At 40.5% G+C, this 18,661-nt stretch carries 12 protein-coding genes; 11 read left to right on the top strand and 1 reads right to left on the bottom strand.

The genetic code is table 11. The features are described 5' to 3' along the window. The first annotated feature begins 278 nt into the window (after window positions 1-278). The 6 genes from R2Q85_RS03350 to R2Q85_RS03325 all read left to right on the top strand — a co-directional run bounded on the left by R2Q85_RS03350 (window position 279) and on the right by R2Q85_RS03325 (window position 9,327). A complete protein-coding gene (locus R2Q85_RS03350; RefSeq protein WP_316810335.1) occupies window positions 279-3,554 on the top strand; it encodes a DUF5977 domain-containing protein in 3,276 nt (1,091 codons plus the stop codon). A gap of 39 nt (window positions 3,555-3,593) precedes the next feature. Then, the gene (locus tag R2Q85_RS03345; RefSeq protein WP_316810334.1) at window positions 3,594-7,184 is read left to right on the top strand and encodes a DUF6443 domain-containing protein; all 3,591 of its coding nucleotides are present in this window, start codon (window positions 3,594-3,596) and stop codon (window positions 7,182-7,184) included. Beyond that, entirely contained in the window at window positions 7,181-7,426 is a 246-nt protein-coding gene (locus R2Q85_RS03340; RefSeq protein ID WP_316810333.1) for a hypothetical protein, read from the top strand. Before R2Q85_RS03345 ends, R2Q85_RS03340 begins: the two co-directional genes overlap by 4 nt. Window positions 7,427-7,732: 306 nt before the next feature. Beyond that, on the top strand, window positions 7,733-8,179 hold the full coding sequence (locus R2Q85_RS03335; RefSeq protein WP_316810332.1) for a DUF4304 domain-containing protein: 447 nt from the start codon (window positions 7,733-7,735) through the stop codon (window positions 8,177-8,179). A gap of 159 nt (window positions 8,180-8,338) precedes the next feature. After that, entirely contained in the window at window positions 8,339-8,725 is a 387-nt protein-coding gene (locus tag R2Q85_RS03330) for a hypothetical protein (protein ID WP_316810331.1), read from the top strand. 233 nt (window positions 8,726-8,958) lie between these two features. After that, window positions 8,959-9,327 carry a hypothetical protein gene (locus tag R2Q85_RS03325; protein ID WP_316810330.1) on the top strand — a complete coding sequence of 123 codons (369 nt, stop codon included), beginning with the start codon at window positions 8,959-8,961 and terminating at the stop codon, window positions 9,325-9,327. A gap of 96 nt (window positions 9,328-9,423) precedes the next feature. Here R2Q85_RS03325 and R2Q85_RS03320 read toward each other — a convergent pair whose 3' ends face one another. After that, window positions 9,424-10,614: an ATP-binding protein gene (locus tag R2Q85_RS03320; RefSeq protein WP_316810329.1), complete on the bottom strand. Its 1,191-nt coding sequence runs from the start codon at window positions 10,612-10,614 to the stop codon at window positions 9,424-9,426. Between the two features lie 245 nt (window positions 10,615-10,859). Here R2Q85_RS03320 and R2Q85_RS03315 point away from each other — a divergent pair, with 245 nt between their 5' ends. The 5 genes from R2Q85_RS03315 to R2Q85_RS03295 all read left to right on the top strand — a co-directional run bounded on the left by R2Q85_RS03315 (window position 10,860) and on the right by R2Q85_RS03295 (window position 18,658). After that, window positions 10,860-11,396: an RNA polymerase sigma-70 factor gene (locus tag R2Q85_RS03315; RefSeq protein ID WP_316810328.1), complete on the top strand. Its 537-nt coding sequence runs from the start codon at window positions 10,860-10,862 to the stop codon at window positions 11,394-11,396. 71 nt (window positions 11,397-11,467) lie between these two features. Then, on the top strand, window positions 11,468-12,517 hold the full coding sequence (locus R2Q85_RS03310; protein ID WP_316810327.1) for a FecR family protein: 1,050 nt from the start codon (window positions 11,468-11,470) through the stop codon (window positions 12,515-12,517). A 28-nt stretch (window positions 12,518-12,545) separates the two neighbouring features. Continuing rightward, window positions 12,546-15,860, top strand: a complete 3,315-nt coding sequence (locus R2Q85_RS03305; RefSeq protein WP_316810326.1) for a SusC/RagA family TonB-linked outer membrane protein — start codon at window positions 12,546-12,548, stop codon at window positions 15,858-15,860. 23 nt (window positions 15,861-15,883) lie between these two features. Further along, window positions 15,884-17,401, top strand: a complete 1,518-nt coding sequence (locus tag R2Q85_RS03300) for a SusD/RagB family nutrient-binding outer membrane lipoprotein (protein WP_316810325.1) — start codon at window positions 15,884-15,886, stop codon at window positions 17,399-17,401. Between the two features lie 240 nt (window positions 17,402-17,641). After that, on the top strand, window positions 17,642-18,658 hold the full coding sequence (locus R2Q85_RS03295) for a hypothetical protein (protein WP_316810324.1): 1,017 nt from the start codon (window positions 17,642-17,644) through the stop codon (window positions 18,656-18,658). Window positions 18,659-18,661: the final 3 nt, after the last annotated feature.

Genomic DNA, 18,661 nt, shown 5'->3' with positions numbered 1-18,661 from the left:
TGAGAAAGTATTTATTTTTAGTAGTTCTTCTAAATCTGGTTTATAGCACATTTAGTAACCCCAAAATATCATTTATAATCAAAAATATTCCGAAGTCTCCCGAGTCTAATTCATTTAACAAATATGACAATATCCCTGTGGGGGAGTTTACTGGAACTTCTAATTTACGGATCACATTACTCTTCATCTGAAATAGAGGTGCTCTTAAATAAAAATACTTTATTAAATCCTTTTAAACTTTTATTAGCCAAAATACCAATGGATTAATTCTATAAGCGATGAAAAAAACGATTAATTACCAACTCTATTTTTTCTTGATTGGATTGATATCTTATCCTACAATATCTAAAAGCCAATTTGAAACCAAATCGGGTTATCACCCATCTTCGAACAGTTCGTATGCTAAGGTTGCACTCGATAATTCTGTTGACTTGTATACCGGTGCGTTAAATGTCTCAATTCCTTTGACAGAAATCGATTTGGGAAAGACAGAACATAAGATTTCGATTTTTTATGATGGGAAAGGGCAAAAGGTAGAAGATTATTCTTCATCAATAGGCCTTGGTTGGAATTTGTCAGGTGGAGGATATGTGTCCAGAACTGTCAGGGGGTTACCAGACGAACACGCAAATGGGTATTGTGGTACCAACCATATTGGTGATAATGTTACATACTATGACTATAACACTTTAAATAAGGGGTATATAGGTGATTGGGATATTGAACCGGATTTATTTTATGTGAATTTGCCTTCAGGATCTTTCTACTTTGTCTTGAGTACAAATGGTACACCGCTGATACTAAACAATAACGATTTTAAGATCGTATCAAACCCCTTTGGTAATAATTCTCAAAATTATGATAAAATTAATGGTGCATGGATTATACAGGATATCAACGGGTTTGAATATAAGTTAGGTACATCAACAGGAACAGAGATTATACAAACTAAATTTTCTCATCAATCAACAAGCCAGGAATATACTTCAACATGGAATTTGATAGAGGTTACAACGCCCAACACAAATGAAAAACTGAAGTTTGAATATGAAAATATCGGGCAGATAAATCAGTTGTATTATAATTCCGTCAGGTCACAAGTAACCAATGTGATAACTACCGTTTGTTCTTTTAATGTTAATCCTACTGAAAGCTTTGAAAACAATGTGATAACTATATTGAACAAATTAATACTAAAGAGAATATATAACGATCTTGAACAGGTCAAATTTGTATATTCTTCCAGATTGGATATTATCAACGAAAAAAAACTTGATTTTATTGAACTTTATGATAGTAGCGATCTTTTGGTAAATAAAATAAGATTGCATAATGATTATTTTTTCTCTTCATCCGGAGAAAGAAAATTGAAACTTTCGGGTGTCGATCAAATATCTTCAGGTGCCAAAGCGCTTAAACTAGCAAGATTTTATTACGATGAAAGTTACAGTTCGCCTAATAGAAATTCCAATAGTTTTGACCATTGGGGGTATTATAATAATAACAGTGCTGGAACTCCATTTTATCCTGTAGCAGATAAGGTTCCTAATTTGGCAAGGACCCGAATAAATAATCTTATTAGCATAGAAAATGAATATGGTGGATTAACAAAATTTGAGTATGGCCTTAATGAATATTTTGATGGTACAAACAACATTAACAGGGGGGGACTTCATGTATCCAAAATCGTTCATGAAGATCAGGGAATTCTCAGTAGTTCTGAAAGCTACATTTACAGGGATACCCTTACCAACCAGTCATATGGCCGCGTGCAAACAGGGCAAATTGATTATCAAACTGTCATTTACTATACTTTAGGCTATGGGACAATAGCAGGCTTTCCAGCGCCTTGTATTGCAGAAGTCAGGCGGACAACTTCTAAAAGCTACAACAATAACTTAGATATTTTTAATAGCCATGTTGGATACTCAAAAGTCATTAAGAAAAGTCTGGACGGATCAAAAATAGAATATCAGTTTACTAATTACGACCTATACACAGACTCTACCTCCACGTTTACTCACTCCAATCAAAATCAGAGTGCAGCATATAACTATACTACATTGTTACCTAACATTTCTCAGATGAGTTTGAGGGGCAAGATCTTATCAGAAAAATACTACAATAGCAATAATCTTAAAGTTAAAGAGAGTAATTACGAATATACAAGAATAAAAGAAGCTGAGGTAAAAGGTTTAAAAAGCCTTACCAATAATATTAACATCAATCAGAATACAAAGAATTTTATCGTTAGTGCTTATTCATTCCTGAAGCAATATCTATTGTTAAAGAAGAAACGGGAAACGGATATAACTACAAATGGCAATATTGAGACTGAAAGTAATTTTTTTTATGAGAGTTCGGCACATGTTCAGCCTACACGTATAACTACCGTTGGCAGTGATGGTATAGTGACCGAAAAGCAATTGAGCTATCCATCGGAAATGGTCCAAAACCTAAATGATCCAACAGGTATTTATCAAAGCATGTTCAATAAAAATCTACTAAGCCCGGTTATAGAGGAAAAAGAATTAATAGGTGGCGAATTAACAAAAGTCACTAAAACCAACTTTTATCAGCCTTATTCTAATATATATAAACCTCTGAGTCTGGAAAATTACAATTCTGTCAGCCAGTTGAATGAAACCAAGGTTCAATATCATGGTTATGATTTAAATGGAAATATTCTTTCCTCCTCTAATTTCGCCGGAATAAAGACAAATTATTTGTGGGGTTATAAGGGCCATTATCCAATTGCAGAAGTTAAGAATGCGGAATTAAGTGCTGTCATAGCTGCATTGGGTGGTCAGACAAATGTAGACGCATTTAGGGAAATAGCCAATCCATCACCTTCCGCAGTAAATGCCTTTTTACTGCCATTAAGAACAAACCTGCCTGATGCGCAGATTAACACCTATATCTACTTGCCAATGTTAGGTCTGTATAGTGAAACTGATGCAAAAGGCATGACAACTTATTATGAGTATGATATGTTCAATCGCTTGCAGAATATCAAGGACAACAACCAGAATATCCTAAAAAATTATACTTATAATTATTTAGTTCCTTCAACCCCTATTTACTATAATATCGCGGTTTCTCAATCCGTAACAAAAAATAACTGCCCACCTGGACAAACTGGCAGTTCGGTAGATGTCACTGTTCCGGCTGATAAGTATATGTCAACAATAAGCCAGGAAGATGCCAATCGAAAAGCTTATGATGAAATTCTTGCAGATGGCCAGAATTACGCAAACAGTAACGGGACTTGTATACCAACGTTTACATTGAGCTATGGTCCACTACCGTATGGTAAAGTATTCGAGATAGGCTTTTTAAGTAGTGTGACTGGTACCTGGGTAACTTATCAGGTGTCTGATTCGGGTGTGATTTACGATATACCCCAAGGAACATATACAGTTACAATTGATGATGTAACTTATAGCGGTGTTTATGATTTTTATTTTATTGGTGCGGTACAGAGTGGTCAATTCGCTCAGTTCGGCCCGTCTTTGTTCAACGGACCTGTTCATCTTGATATTATAGAAAAGTGATAAGATAAAGATTTATGCTAACCAAATTACAAGTTTAATATGAAAAAATATTATATAATCATTTTGTTAAGTTTCCTATGCTCTGTAACATCATTTGCTCAGCATATTACACTAAACGTGTACAATAATCAAAATGAGATCAAAGCAAGTGGCAGCATTACTTTAACCGATGGATTTTACATTCCAGCAGGTAATAGTGTCCATATTTTTACAACAGGGCCTGTACAATGTATTCCATTTGCCGGGGTGCCCAGTATTAATCAGAATTATATAAGTACGCGTTTATTTAAAATGCCAGGTGTTAAAATGTCAAATATTGACAGTTCGAGAAGCAATTGCGAAGTAAACCAAGCTGTACAATATTTTGACGGTTTGGGAAGGCCGGTACAAAATGTGACCACCCAGGGTAGCCCGGAATCTCGGGATATAATTCAGCCGTATGCATATGATGTCTTTGGTAGAGAATCCATAAAATATCTTCCTTACACGGACTCTGAAGGTGTAGCAGGGAGCTTTCGTTCAAATGCCTTAAAGGGCAGTGTCGGATATGCTAATAGTGCGCAAAAGTCATTTTATTCATTAAGTGGACATGGATATAAAGATATGAATACACCTTACTCTGTCACAGTATTTGAAGCCTCACCATTAGATCGCATAACGGAAGAGGGATTTTCGGGAGATGCATGGCAGCCAATACCAGGGAGTAATACAGGACATACTATGAAAACCGAGCACTTAACCAATGCCGCGAATGAAGTGAAACTGTGGACGGTAAATAACGGCAGTGCTTCGTCGGGGACATATCTTTCTGGAAAGCTACATAAAACTATACTAAAAGATGAAAATTGGACTCCAGCGAATGGAAAATCTGGAACGCAGGAAGAGTTTAAGGATTTTAATGGTCGAATTGTTCTTAAAAGAATATGGGAAACGGATTCCATAAGTTTATCTACGTATTATGTTTACGATAAATTTGGTAATACACGTTATGTATTGCCGCCAGCGGTAAATGAAAACGGAATCTCTGAGATCTATAGCTTTGATGAAACGCAACAGGTTTTTGATAAATATATTTATGCTTATCATTTTGACGGTAACCAAAGAGTAGTAGAAAAGAAAATACCAGGGAAAGGCTGGGAAGATATAGTTTATAATAAGATCGATCAGGTTGTGTTAACAAGAGATGCTGTTCAAAGAAGCAATGGCAAGTGGGCCTTTGTAAAATATGATGCACTTGGTAGAGCAATTATTACTGGAATTATTAATAGTACTACAGGCAGGCCAGATTGGCAAGCCAATATAAATGGACAAACAACGTTATGGGAAATCCGGGACGATTTAAATAGTAACGCAACTGGAACGGGGTATACCAATAACACTTTACCCTCTGATAATGATGTTATGCACTATTATACGATCAACTATTATGATGACTATGTTTTCTTTGGAAACACACATTCTGGTCCAGGAGGTGGCGAAAGTTCTGCTGTAAAAAGCTTACCTACCGGAAGTAAAGTTAATGTATTAAATAATAACACAGCAAAGATGAGTACAATGATGCTTGGTACTACCTATTATGATGAAGATGGAAAAGTATTAAGAACAAGCAATCAGAATGTATTTGGTGGATCAGATGAAGTTGTAAATACATGGAATTTTGCAGATGAGTTGAAAGTCAGTACGCGTACCCATTCTGCAAACGGATTAACAACAACTATCCTTAATTCTTATGAATATGATAATTTTGGCCGAAAGAAAATAGTTAAACAGAAAATTAATGACGGTACGGACATCATATTGAGCAGACATAGCTATAATGAAATAGGGCAATTGACAAGTAAGGAACTACATAGTACAGATAACGGCTTAAGCTTTCTTCAAAGCACTCAATATGCATATAATGAACGTGGTTGGCTGAAAGATAATGTTTCTAACGAACTTAGTTTTAGATTAAAATATGAGGACGGGTCAGTTCCTCAGCATAATGGAAATGTCGCCAATCAGGAATGGGGTGTGGCTTCTTCTTTTCCAAATGTTTTTAATTATGGCTACGATAAATTAAATCGATTAACTAGTGGCACCAGTACTGGAATTATGATCAGCGAGGCACTAACTTATGATGTAATGGGTAATATCATCTCAATGAATAGGGATGGCAATGGCATCAGTAATTACAGCTATACGGGTAACCGGTTGAACAGCATTAGTGGTCCGCTGACTACTGGCACTTATGTATATGACCTGAACGGTAATGCCACAACAGATGGTAGAAGTGGGGTAACCATAGCCTACAATCTGCTAAACCTTCCACTTACAATAACAAAAAGCGGAGTTGACGTTGCATATACTTACGATGCAACAGGGGATAAGCTGAGCAAAATAAGCAATGGCATTACGACACAATATATTTCAGGAATAGAATATGTAGGTAATAACATTGATGTAATCCATACTGAAGAAGGGGTGGCGAGAAATAATGGGGGAACCTACAGTTATGAGTATAATTTAACAGATTATCTGGGAAATGTAAGGTACACTTTCAACAAGCACCCGAGTACGGGAGCAATACAGCGATTGCAAAGTGATGACTACTATGCCTTTGGAAAACGAAAATCAGGTTCACCTATTTCTTTGAATAATAAATATCTTTATAATGGAAAGGAGATACAAGATGAATTAAGCTCAACAGGTGAAGGTGGGCAATATGATTACGGCGCACGGTTCTACGATCCGGTGATTGCCCGATGGAATGTTATAGATAAAATGTCTGAAAAATATTATGATCTTTCTACATATAATTATGCAGTCAATAATCCAGTTAATTTTATAGATCCGGATGGAAATGATCCTACCCGGGATCAGGAAAAAGCTATAGCTAGGGGCTATCAACTGATGTTCTATCGAAGCGACGCAGCTGCAGGTAAATATGGACCCATTGCGCAGTCAGATGAATTGTATAGACAGCATTTTCTCACTTTGAGAAAACAGTTGATGAAAGAATATTTTAGCCATGGAGGTAGATACCCAGAAAGTGGAGGTGCTGGCAGAAATGTTTCTTCATTTGGTAGCCTGGCACAAAAAATGGCTGGAGCCCTTATTGTTTTTACGCCATTTGGCGCCATAGGTGCGGCTACAAAAGCTGGAAGACAAGGAAATATTGCAGGAGGTGTATTAGCTGGTATTAGCTTTTTTGCTCAGATGGGTACCTTAGCCTCCTTTGGAGGAGCAGCTACAAAAGTGGCATCTTCTTCTTTTAGTGGAGTAAGAGCGGCATCTACTTACTTACAAGAATTGGGTGTTGCTAGAGTATATCGGAAACAAATCCTGGAAAGTTTTAGAGTTCAAACTATTTCATTGAAAACAGCAGGTAATAGTACATTTGGATTAAGGTTTTATGGTGGTGCCGGTAAACAAACAGGTCATTACTTATTTCCAACATTTACTGAAACTACTAATAGAGCAGGCCTGGCCTTGCCGAAAGCATGGAATGACATGAGTGGCATATCCCAATTTCAAGTTAAACCAGGTTCTGTCTATATTTACGGTAGAGCTGCGTCACAAGGTGGAATATATACAGGTGGAAATTATCAGATGTATATACCACATTTAAAGAACTTAAGAAAGTTATGACCGAAGAAAATTTTAACAGGAGAAAAGGAGATCTAGAAAGATTTCTAACAAACAAATTAGAACAGTTAGATCCGCTAGATAAGCAACGAGATGATATTCATTGGGTCTTGGGGATTTTAAAGAAATATAATTTTTATAATTTATCGCAAATGAAAGGTCTGTTAGCCAGGACGGTAGTTGATAGTCTGGAGTTGGATTATGCTATTGGTGGCATGATTATAGAATTTGACAATGGATTATAAGGTCGCCTTTCATCTCACTAATACAAAAACCCAAACAACCATAAAGGGATTTTATGCTGGTGCCCAATCTCGACCTCATCCGCTGCTACAAAAGAATTTTCAAGGTGTTTTACCTGCTTGTTTGTCTTATTTTTTCCGCCGATTTCAAAAGTGTAGTTTTTGAATGCAAAATCGCCTTCGGCCGTGTAAGTAAATGGTTATGGTATCGATAACCGTAGTGAATAAAGTTAGGCAAAGCTCTTTTTGAGGAGACTTATGGTGGCACTTGGAATATAATTTTAGACCATTATTAAAAGTAAATTTTCAATGGAAAAAAAAGAACTAGCAAGTATTTTGAGTGAAATGCTTGTCCCAGTTGGATTTAAGAAAAAAGGAAACTATTGGGTTCTGAATGGTATTGAGATTACTAAAATGGTAAACCTTCAAAAATCACAATTTAGTAATAGTTTTTACGTCAATTTCGGATACATCTTAAATGCAATTCCTTTAAATGGACTAACTATGCACATATTTAGTGGCTTAGGTTCTTTAGATGACCGCGAAAATACGAGAATTAAAGAGTTATTAGATCTTGAAAGCAAGGTATCCAAAGAGAGCAGAACAAGCGAATTAAAGAAAATCTTACTTGAAAAATTAGTCCAAAAGGTTCGTTTAGTTAATACTGAGGAAGATTTATTACAGGAATTGAAAGAACTTTCGCACTTAAACAATATACCTTTACTCGTCAAGCGACATTTGAATTTAACAATTTAGCACCGATGCCTTCGTTTGCAGGCTTGAATATGGAGTGTTTTATTCTAAAGAATTTTCTGGAACTTTAAAGGAATCATTGCAATTGGAAAAAATGAAGATTTTGAATTTTAAATTTAACACTAGCTTCTTGCCTCCAGGAAATAAAATAATAAGGTAACAATGAAATTAAACATACTGTGCGACGCCGATTGGGAAGCAAAAATAGATGCAGTTTTATTTGCATTAAATAATTTAGGTTATAGACGTTTTTTTAACGAAAAGAATTACGGATGTTCAGTCGAAGGAATCATAATTGTTTTAATGTGTCAGGAACCCGCGCTTAATTTAAAACAACGAATAAGGCATTCAAAAAAAGAGAAAAGTATTTATTTAGACATTATGCTTGATTTATTGCTTTTTAAGCAAATAGATCAGGAAGAAAGGAACAGAATTGTCGCAGGTAAAATCATTAAAGAAGTCCCATCAATTATTGAAAAATATAAGCTACAGGATTTTGATGTTATAGAATTTACAACGGACTTGAAAAAAATGTTTGGAAAGTTGTAAAAATAGTTGAAATTACCAGGTGGTATACGACCTCAACCCTAACATGCTAATAAAAGTAATTTAAGGTAAGACCTTATTGATTTGAATGTCATAATCACCGTTGGTCTATTCTTGTATTTTGTTGTATATCTTGCAAATACTTAACCTGTCGATTAATTAGATAACAAGCTTTAATCAATAGGCTGCATAAATATTATTATTATGTCCTGGTCGAGAACCACAACTAGATGTCTATGAAATATTATATAAAAGTATTTGTTTCATTTTTAATAATAGTAACTGTTGCTTTGCTGATTTACTTCAATGACGAGAAATTGAGTCAGGCTTTAGCATGTGACAAGTTAACAGAGTTTAAGGAGGTGTATATTAAGGGCAATGTTGAAAGCAAATATTTCGATGATCTTAACCATAATTCTAAAACTGTCAGGTTAAATAATCGGACACTAGTTCTTGGTGTAGACACCTCTAGCTTCTTTAGTTACCTTACCCGGGGGGATGAAGTTGTTAAAAGAAAAGGTACGGATACAGTTTTTGTCACTAGAAATGGGAATCAAAAAGCATTTAAGTTATATTTTGGTTGTCCTCCTTTAGCGCAACAATGACTGTTGTGTAATGTAAAAGGTTCCTTGTTCTCTGATCGGCAAAAATAATCCTGGCTCTTGATTGAGATAGATGCTGTTTATTTTCAGGAAATCCCACTAATACAAAAACCCAAACAACCACAAAGGAATTTTATGCTGATGCCCAATCTCGATCTCATCCGCTGCTACAAAAGAATTTTCAAGGTGTTTTACCTGCTTGTTTGTCTTATTCTTTCCGCCAATTTCAAAAGTATAGTTTTTGAATGCGAAATCACCTTCGGCTGTGTAAGTAATAGGCCCAAGTTTACCAACCTGATTGATGAAGAAACTCTCCCGCATATTACCAACATCACTTTGTTCATCGGCCAGTGCGTATTGCAGGTTTGGATGGTGCAGGTAAATTTTTTCAGGTTTTTGCAGCAACCCTATTCCCTTGGTATCCGGATATAGGCCTCTTATGATCCGCATGTCTTCCAGGTATTTAATGTACTGAACCAGGTTGTTCCGGCTAATGTCAATGCGTTCGCTAAGTTTTGAAATGTTAGGCTTAAAGGGAACAGACTCTGCAATAATGTGCAGCAATAACCGGATTTTTTCAATACTCTTATAACTGATGTCGTGAAAAGCCGGAAGATCTATGCCAATGGCGAGGGATATGGTTTCGGCCAGTTTTTGAGGGTATAGATTAATGTTCTCCAAAAAATAGGGATAGTGACCGTATTTAAGGTAATTGCCAAAATGTTCATAAGGACGCATCTTTGTTACCAGATCCATTGCTATGGCGGTATGGTTACTGATCAGCTCGCTGAAACCGATTGCTTCAAATGTAGTATCCTGTGTATAATTGAGGTATTCCCGAAACGAAAGTCCGGCAAGTTCGTACATTACCGCCCGCCTGCTCAGGTCGCCTTTGGCTTTATTGAGGTGCATAATTGACGAGCCTGTAAATATGATCTTCAGATCTGGCTGGTCGTCATAGATATTTTTAATTTCCTGAGACCAGTTTGCATACCTATGTACTTCATCCAGTAAGAGGAATTTGCCCCCCTGCATTACAAACTGATCGGCGAGATTAACCAGGGTATTGTCTGTAAAATATAGACTATCTAAGCTGGTATATAAGGTCTCTTTACCCTGAGGCAAATGTAACTTTGCATATTGTAGCATTAAAGTTGTCTTTCCTGCACCCCGGGCGCCTTTTATGCCAATCAGGCGACTGCTCCAATCAATTTCATCTGCCAGGTATCGTTTAAACTTTGTGGGTACCCGCAATAACTTTTGATAAGATTTTTCGAATAGATTTTCCATACTACTTATTCTATTTAACAAAAATACGATAAATTGCTTTATTTATAAAGCAATTTATGTAAAAATTGCTGTTTGTAAAAAGCAATTTTAGCTCAGTAGCACCTACAATGCCCCTCCATGAACCAACGGTCTGATCAGTTCATACCCTCGCCGTTTTGTTTATTATCGAAATAAATTAAAAACAAATTTCTTTGTTGAGAGAATAAGTTGCAAATTATGCGTGTGGCCTTATTAATCTCCATTTAATGAACGACGTCCTTTCCATCAAAAATGGCAGCGTAAAATCGTTTGAGCAGGCATATCACTTGTGGAGTGAAAAAATATACACTTTTATATTCCGGCAATGCGGATCTGAAGCAATAGCGGATGAGGTTGTACAGCAGGTTTTTGTTCGCCTGTGGGAAAGAAGAACAAGTCTTTCTACGGAGTATGCGCTTAATGTTCAGCTGTTCCGGATGTCGAGAACTATTTTTATCGACGAACTGAGAAAGGCCGCACGTGCCCGCCGCTATGCCGATGAGCTGCAGCAAAAGAAAGCCGAAAATTTTATAGAGGATAATTTCGAGAACAAAGAAACCCTGGAATTAATCAACAAGGCAATAGAAGCGATGCCTGCCATCAGGAAACAGGTATTCCTGATGAGCCGTCGTGAGCACCTCTCCCATCAGCAGATCGCCGAAAAGCTGGGCATTTCCCCAAAAACGGTTGAAAACCATATTGGCCTGGCCCTGAAATACCTGCGTCGCTTTACGCTATTGATGATCTTACTGGCCTTGTATTGAACATTTTTTCTAAATAAATAAAATCTCATTGGGGGATGGCCCGGTCCCGGGCGTATTATCAGCATATGAAGATGGATAATACACTTTTGGAAAGGTTTTTTCGCAACCAATGCACAGAGGAAGAAGCCCTGGAGGTAGTTAAATACCTGGAAACGCATCCTCAAAAGCTGGATGAACTCTTTCCGGAACAACTATGGCAGGATATGGAAGCGCTGTCCGTAATGCCTGCTGATAAAAAGGAAACTTTGCTGCAGGCCATCCTTAAACAGACAGCAATCAAGCAGGGCAGAACCACACTTGTACGGGTGCTTTCAGTGGCAGCATCCCTGCTGCTCATCCTGGGCCTGGGATGGTGGCTCGGCAGGGGCACAGATCAGCCTGTTCAATTGCAAAACAAGCCGGCAACAGCTTATACACTGGTTAAGATCAATTACGGCAGGGAAGACATGAAGCTGAACATTGCCGATGGCTCCATCATTTATTTAAAGCCGGGCGGCGAAATCCGCTATCTGGAACAGCTGAGCAAACAAAAACGGGATTTTACGCTGAAAGGTATCGCAAGGTTTAAAGTAGCTGCGGATAAAATGCGCCCTTTTAACGTATATGCAGGCGGTACGGTAACTACTGCATTGGGCACCGATTTCACCATTTCTTCGCAGGAAGAGGGCAACAGGGTGAGTGTGCTGCTGCACAGCGGCAAGGTCGTAGTTAGTGCCGATAGCAGTACAAACGCCAGCCGCATGAAAAAAACCTACCTGCTTCCCGGCAATAAACTGCTGATCAACAAAACAAATTTCGCGCTTACCCTGATCAAAAAAGCCGGGCTGCAGGCTCCGGGCCGTAAACTCATGGCACCAAAAGGGCAAACAGAGCTCAACGCAACTGAAATTTCGTTCCGCAACCAGCCCCTGGATAAAATCTTCCGTGTTTTACAAAGCGATTTTTCTGCCGTCATCGAATTCGATAAGGCCCAGGTTGCAGGCATGTATTTTACAGGCTCCTTTAAGCGGAGTGCCCATACCGTGGCACTTGTATTAAATGAAATTGCACTATTGAACCACTTGAATATAGAAAGAAGGGATAGTACCTATATCCTGAAAAGCAATCAGACCAATAATTAACCAATTCATTCACCTAACCAACTAAACTATGGACCAATTTTTATTAAAAACCAGGCAAGTTTTTCACAGGATCGTACTGTGCTGTTGTTTTTTGCTCTGCTGTAATGGTACAGGGTTTGCACAAACCGGTGCAACAGCAACAGGAATCGTAAAGGATGCCCAGGGCGCTTTGCTACCGGGAGTTTCTGTAAAAATAGAAAACAAAACCACCAATTTCAGGGCCGGCACCAGTACCAACGCCCAGGGGATATTCTCCATCGGCGGTATACCTGCAGGCAACAATTACACCATTACCATTACTTCAGTAGGGTTTAAGCCAAAAGTGATGACGGATTATACCATCAGCCTTACGGATAAGATCTCCATCGCGGTGGTATTGGATGAAGATGCCTCCGCTTTGGGCGAAGTAGTAGTCACCGCCCTGGGTATCAAGCGCAACAAAAGAGCGCTGGGCTACAGCATGGCCGAATTAAAAGGAAATGAACTCACACAGGGCGCAGAAGCCAATGTGGCCAATTCCTTGTCCGGAAAAGTTTCCGGTGTACAGGTAAGCAGGGCAGCTTCCGGATCCGGAGGCTCATCCAAAGTGATCATCCGGGGCAACAACTCACTGATCGGGAACAGCCAGCCCCTGTACGTGGTAGATGGGGTTCCGATCGATAACCAGACCGTAGGCTCGGCTACCAGCACCGGCGGTACCGATTACGGGGATGGTATTTCTAACATCAACCCGGATGATATCGCCACCATTTCGGTACTGAAAGGACCAAATGCCGCAGCATTATATGGGCAACGGGGAAGCAATGGTGTAATTCTGATCACTACCAAAGCCGGAACGGCAGGAAAAGGGATGAATATCCAGTTTAACAGCGATTTTTCGTTGGGCAATACACTGGTTGCCCCCGATTTTCAAAACGAATATGCACAGGGACTAAATGGCGACTTTACCCATTTGAGAAGGGCAGACGGAACGATCATTACCATGGCCCAGGCCATTGCCGGGGGCATTCAGGGCACACCGAAAATGAGTGCCGGCCGGGACCGCCTTACCCGTTCCAGCTGGGGGCCAAAAATGGAAGGGCAGAGCTATGAAGACCAATGGGGAAACCTGCTTTCCCTTACCCCGCAGGCAAATACCTATTCTGCATTTTTTCAGACGGAAAAACAATACACCAATAACCTGAGTGTAGAGGGTGGCAATGAAAAGGTAAACTACAGGCTGTCTTATGCCAATACCTATATCGATGGCTACGTACCTACCAATGTGATCAACAGGAACAACTTTAACCTGCGTACCCAGGCTAAAATTACCGATAAATTTAACCTTGACGCCAAGCTGAACTACATTATGCAGGATGGTACCAACAGGCCTACCTTGTCAGATGCTTCTGACAACCCGGCCTATCTGCTGATCAGCCAGCCAAGGAGTATCCCTATGGATATCATGTCGCAATACAAATGGACTGCAAATGATGTGGCTAAACAACTGGGCTATACCGGTATTTTTGCAGGATTGGAAAAAACCTATGCCACCAACAGTTCCACTGCCAATCCGTACTGGACCATCAATGAAACTAAAAATACCGACCGCAGGGACCGTGTGATCGGATTGCTCAGGCTATCTTATGATTTTACACCCTGGTTAAAACTGACCGCTACAGGAGGTACTGATTTTTATACCGACCAGCGCCTGCGTTATCGTGCAGTAAATACCTACCAGAGCCTGAACCGCAAAGGCGACATGAGCGAAACAGTTATCCGGGTTAGGGAAGACAACTACGATGCCCTGTTAAACAGCAACTTTAAGCTGGAAAACGGCCTCGGCTTTACCATCAATGTGGGTGCCAGCCATTTGAGCCGTTACCTGCGCCAAACCGGTAATTCGGGCAGCCAGTTTATCGTACCAAACCTGTATGTGATCAACAATACCCTCACCAACTCCTATATCTTCGGTTTAACGGAGTCAGAAATCAATTCCGTGTACAGTTCCGGACAGGTTTCCTATAAAGACTTCCTGTACCTTGATCTTTCGGCCCGTAACGACTGGTCTTCTACGCTTTCCAAAGAGAACAATTCCTTTTTCTACCCTTCTGTAAGTGCCAGCTTCATCGCTTCCGAAGCGCTCAATTTTAAAAGCAGTGTAGTCAATTACCTTAAAGTCAGGGGTTCCTGGGCACAGGCGGGCAGCTCCGGAAATCCTTACCAGTTAACAGGTACCTATAGTTTAAGCCAGTTTACCCATGGCGGTGTTCCGCTGGGTTCTTTTACCACGATCCTTCCGGATAAGAACCTGACCAATGAGCTCACCACTTCCATAGAGGTTGGTGTAGACCTGGAATTGTGGTCGGGCCGTGTAGGTATGGGCTTTACCCTGTACCAGGCTGCTACCAAAGACCAGATCCTGGATGTGCCAATATCGCCTTCCAGCTTGTTTACCGTGATGCGGATCAATGCCGGCGAAATCCGCAACCGGGGTATTGAACTTTCTTTAAATGCAACTCCGATAAAAACGGCATCGGGTTTTACCTGGAAAACGACCTTTAACTACAACAAGAACTCCAATAAAGTAATGTCGCTGTACCCTGGTGTAGAAACCTTTTTACTGGGATCGGACAGGGGGATCAACGTGGTGGCCGAAGTGGGCAAACCTTTCGGACAGCTGATCGGTACCCAGTTTGCCTGGTTAAAGGATGCGAACGGCAACCGTTTGATTGATCCGAATACCGGCCTGCCCTTAACCACTACCAGCCGGGTGCAGGAAACCATAGGCAATGCGCAGCCAGATTGGCTGGGCGGATTTTTCAACTCGTTTACTTATAAAGGCATCACTTTAAATGCTTTGATAGATATCCGCCAGGGCGGGATGATCTTTTCTCAGAGTAACCGTGAAGAGATCATTTACGGAACCACGAAAAAGACCCTGGCAGGCAGGGATGGTTCTTACCTGGCAACAGGTGTAGTGGCTGTAAAAAATGCCGATGGCAGCTGGAGCGGTACAGGAGTGGCCAATACCAAAACCGTTAAAGCGCAGGACTATTGGAATGTAGTGGCCAGTGATAAAGAGGTAATGGTATCTGAAGAGATGCTGAACGACGGCAGCTATATCGCCATGCGCGAACTGAGCCTGCGTTACCAGATCCCTACCAAATTTTTACCGCGCAATAAAATCCGCAATGCGTCAATTGGTGTTTACGGACGCAACCTGTTTTACTTTCAGCGTAAAACAGATGGGTTCTCCCCAGAGTCGGCCTCTTTTAACACCTCCAATTCTTCCATTGGTATCGAGTCTACCTCCTTGCCTATGCTTAGAAACATCGGATTTAACCTGAGTATTGGATTTTAACCTGACCATTAGCATTAGAAATTATGAAAACGAAAAATATCATCAAAATAAGCCTGTACAGTTTAGCCATCGCTATTGGTTTTAGCGCCTGTACCAAAGATTTTGAAAACCTGAATACACCGCCCACTTCCATTACCTCTATTGATCCGGCACTGTTGTTCTCCAGGGTACAGAAGGACGGTACTTTTGCCGAGGGTGGCGAGCTGCCCAATAATAAATTTGGTTCATGGGTACAGCATTGGGCTGGTGCGGCGGTGGTTCCCGTGTCCCGGTACATCGAATCATCGGAAGATCTGATATGGGAACAGCATTACAGCCTGATCCGCGACCTCCGGCAGATCCGCCTGGAACTGGCAGGAAAGGAAAATGACCCATCCGGAAGAACAAAGCTGGCCATTGCCCGGATCTATGAGATCAGCATCTGGCAACGCCTTACCGATCTTTTTGGCGACATTCCTTATTCAGAGGTTTCCAAAGATGCAACAGCCATTAATGTTACGCCGGCATTTGATACCCAGGAAAGCATTTATACCTCGCTGATTGCTGATCTGGATGTGGCGATGAACAACCTGAACGATACGGACGAGAATTATGGCACTGCAGATTTCTTTTATAAAGGGGCTACAGCCATCAACTCCTGGCGTAAATATGCCAATTCTTTAAAACTCCGCCTGGGCTTAAGGCTGCGTTATGCAAACCCTACACTGGCAAGGGCAACTGTTGAATCGGCAATGGGCAAACCCGCTTTGCTGTTCAGTTCAAATACGGACAATGCCGCAGTGCCAACTTTTAGCGATGCACAAACTACAAATGCCAATCCTATGCTGCAGCAGTTTCTTGCAGGCAGTTCCGATCTGAGGTACCTTGCCGCTGCATTGGTAACCAAGCTGAAAACCTATAACGATCCGCGCCTGCCATTATTGGCACAACTAACGGTAAACAATGTAAACGCCGGGCAGCCTGACTATGTAGGTCTTGGTGTGGCATTAACTGATGCACAATTGTCGCAGGTGATCCGGAATAATTACTCAACGGCTTCGCTGAGTACCTGGTTTAGCCGTACTTTTACACCTATTCCGGCTTATGCGCTGACTTATGCAGAGGTTTGCTTTTTCAAAGCCGAAGCCGCATTGCTGGGCTGGGGTGCGCAAACTACAGCAGCCGAAGGTTTCTTTAAAGCAGGAGTGGCTGCTGCGCTGCAATTGCCACCCTACAACATCACTACCATTCCTCCGGCTTACGATACTGCCGTGCTTTCCTTTACCGGGCTTAACGATGCACAGAAGCTGGACAGGATCATGACCCAGAAGTGGATCCATCTTTTCGGCAGAAATTATGAAGCCTTTGCAGAATGGAGAAGAAACGGTTTACCCGCTTTAACCCCTGGCAGCAACCTGGGCTCTACCAACGGGCAGATCCCGCGCAGGGCGATTTACTCAACCCGGGAATCTCAGCTGAATACCAGTAATTACAATGCTGCGGTGGGCCGTTTAACTAACGGGGACTCGTTCCTTTCTAAAGTATGGTGGGATAAGCGCTAAGTACCTTGAGGTAGCCGATCACGCGGGGGGTGGTACACTTTTTAGCCCCGCAAATTTCGGTGCTGACCGGGCAAAGCCAGCAAATGAAAATAAAAAACCTTGTTTCAAGTATTGGAACAAGGTTTTTTGCATTAAAGAAGTAGGTTAAAATTTATTTTCAAAAAAAAGTAAAGGGCAAGCTGGTTGCCCTTTGCTTTTTTAATATTGTTTGGTTGTGACAGAATAACAAAACCAGATAATATGAAAAGATTTTTACTTACTGCAATGCTCGGGGCATTTGCTGGTGTTTCATTTGGGCAGAATACGTTTCCTACGAGCGGAAATGTTGGTATTGGGACTTTAAGCCCGGGAAGTCTGCTTACAGTTGCCGGAGATCTTCATTCTTCGGGAATAATCGGAGGAAATGGTGCATTTATAAATGTTCTAAAAATCCCGTCCCTGGATTCCAGCCCTGGCTATTTCTACATCAACACCAATATACCAGCAGCTGATTATGCAGCACCTCAGATACAAATTACCGGCTATATGTATGGTGCCGCAAATAAAGCAATGAAAATTACCATTGGATGGTATCATTATCAAGGCAATTTTTATTGGTCGCAGTGGCATAGTGACTTAGGCTATCAAAAACCTTCAAGAATAAGACTTGGAACTTACATAAAAAATGGCTCTCCATTTATTAGAATAGAGGTTTCAAATAATTCAGTGTATTGGTCCAATTATTCAGTGTCTGCTACTGATATTGGAGATCATACTTACAACTACTATAGTGGATGGACATTTACCGAAGGAGAAATGCCTTCCGGTACAACTTCACAAATTCATGAGGCAACCCCATATAAAGATATTGTAGTGGATGGCAATCTTGGAGTTGGCACTAATAATTTCCAGGGCTACAAACTCGCTGTAAACGGAAAAATCCGCGCCCAGGAAATCAAAGTAGAGGCTTCTCCATGGCCGGATTATGTTTTTACCAAAGACTATCAACTTCCAACGCTTCAGCAAACTGAACAACACATTAAAGAAAAAGGGCATTTGCCAGGTATTCCCTCTGCTGCGGAAGTGAAAACGAATGGGATTGACTTAGGAGAAATGAATGCGAAGCTGTTGCAGAAGATTGAAGAACTGACATTGCATTTGATAGAGCAAAACAAAAGAAACGATGAAGGCCGGAAAAATCAGGAGAAGAAAAATGCAGCACAAGAACAAAAGATCCAAATACTTCAAGACCGTCTTAATAAAATTGAGAACCATTAAAGC

The sequence above is a fragment of the Pedobacter heparinus genome (assembly GCF_032678725.1).
Taxonomy (GTDB): Bacteria; Bacteroidota; Bacteroidia; order Sphingobacteriales; family Sphingobacteriaceae; genus Pedobacter; species Pedobacter heparinus_A.
The sequence above is the reverse complement of the archived record's forward strand: the minus strand, read 5'-3'. Positions and strand labels throughout refer to the sequence as shown.

What these genes read in the sequence shown, in the direction of transcription:
- R2Q85_RS03335 (WP_316810332.1), top strand. Translation starts at nt 7,733, where the DNA reads ATGGAAAAAAAAGAACTAGCAAGTATTTTGAGTGAAATGCTTGTCCCA.
- R2Q85_RS03340 (WP_316810333.1), top strand. Translation starts at nt 7,181, where the DNA reads ATGACCGAAGAAAATTTTAACAGGAGAAAAGGAGATCTAGAAAGATTT.
- R2Q85_RS03310 (WP_316810327.1), top strand. Translation starts at nt 11,468, where the DNA reads ATGGATAATACACTTTTGGAAAGGTTTTTTCGCAACCAATGCACAGAG.
- R2Q85_RS03305 (WP_316810326.1), top strand. Translation starts at nt 12,546, where the DNA reads ATGGACCAATTTTTATTAAAAACCAGGCAAGTTTTTCACAGGATCGTA.
- R2Q85_RS03330 (WP_316810331.1), top strand. Translation starts at nt 8,339, where the DNA reads ATGAAATTAAACATACTGTGCGACGCCGATTGGGAAGCAAAAATAGAT.
- R2Q85_RS03320 (WP_316810329.1), bottom strand. Translation starts at nt 10,614, where the DNA reads ATGGAAAATCTATTCGAAAAATCTTATCAAAAGTTATTGCGGGTACCC.
- R2Q85_RS03345 (WP_316810334.1), top strand. Translation starts at nt 3,594, where the DNA reads ATGAAAAAATATTATATAATCATTTTGTTAAGTTTCCTATGCTCTGTA.
- R2Q85_RS03350 (WP_316810335.1), top strand. Translation starts at nt 279, where the DNA reads ATGAAAAAAACGATTAATTACCAACTCTATTTTTTCTTGATTGGATTG.
- R2Q85_RS03300 (WP_316810325.1), top strand. Translation starts at nt 15,884, where the DNA reads ATGAAAACGAAAAATATCATCAAAATAAGCCTGTACAGTTTAGCCATC.
- R2Q85_RS03315 (WP_316810328.1), top strand. Translation starts at nt 10,860, where the DNA reads ATGAACGACGTCCTTTCCATCAAAAATGGCAGCGTAAAATCGTTTGAG.
- R2Q85_RS03325 (WP_316810330.1), top strand. Translation starts at nt 8,959, where the DNA reads ATGAAATATTATATAAAAGTATTTGTTTCATTTTTAATAATAGTAACT.
- R2Q85_RS03295 (WP_316810324.1), top strand. Translation starts at nt 17,642, where the DNA reads ATGAAAAGATTTTTACTTACTGCAATGCTCGGGGCATTTGCTGGTGTT.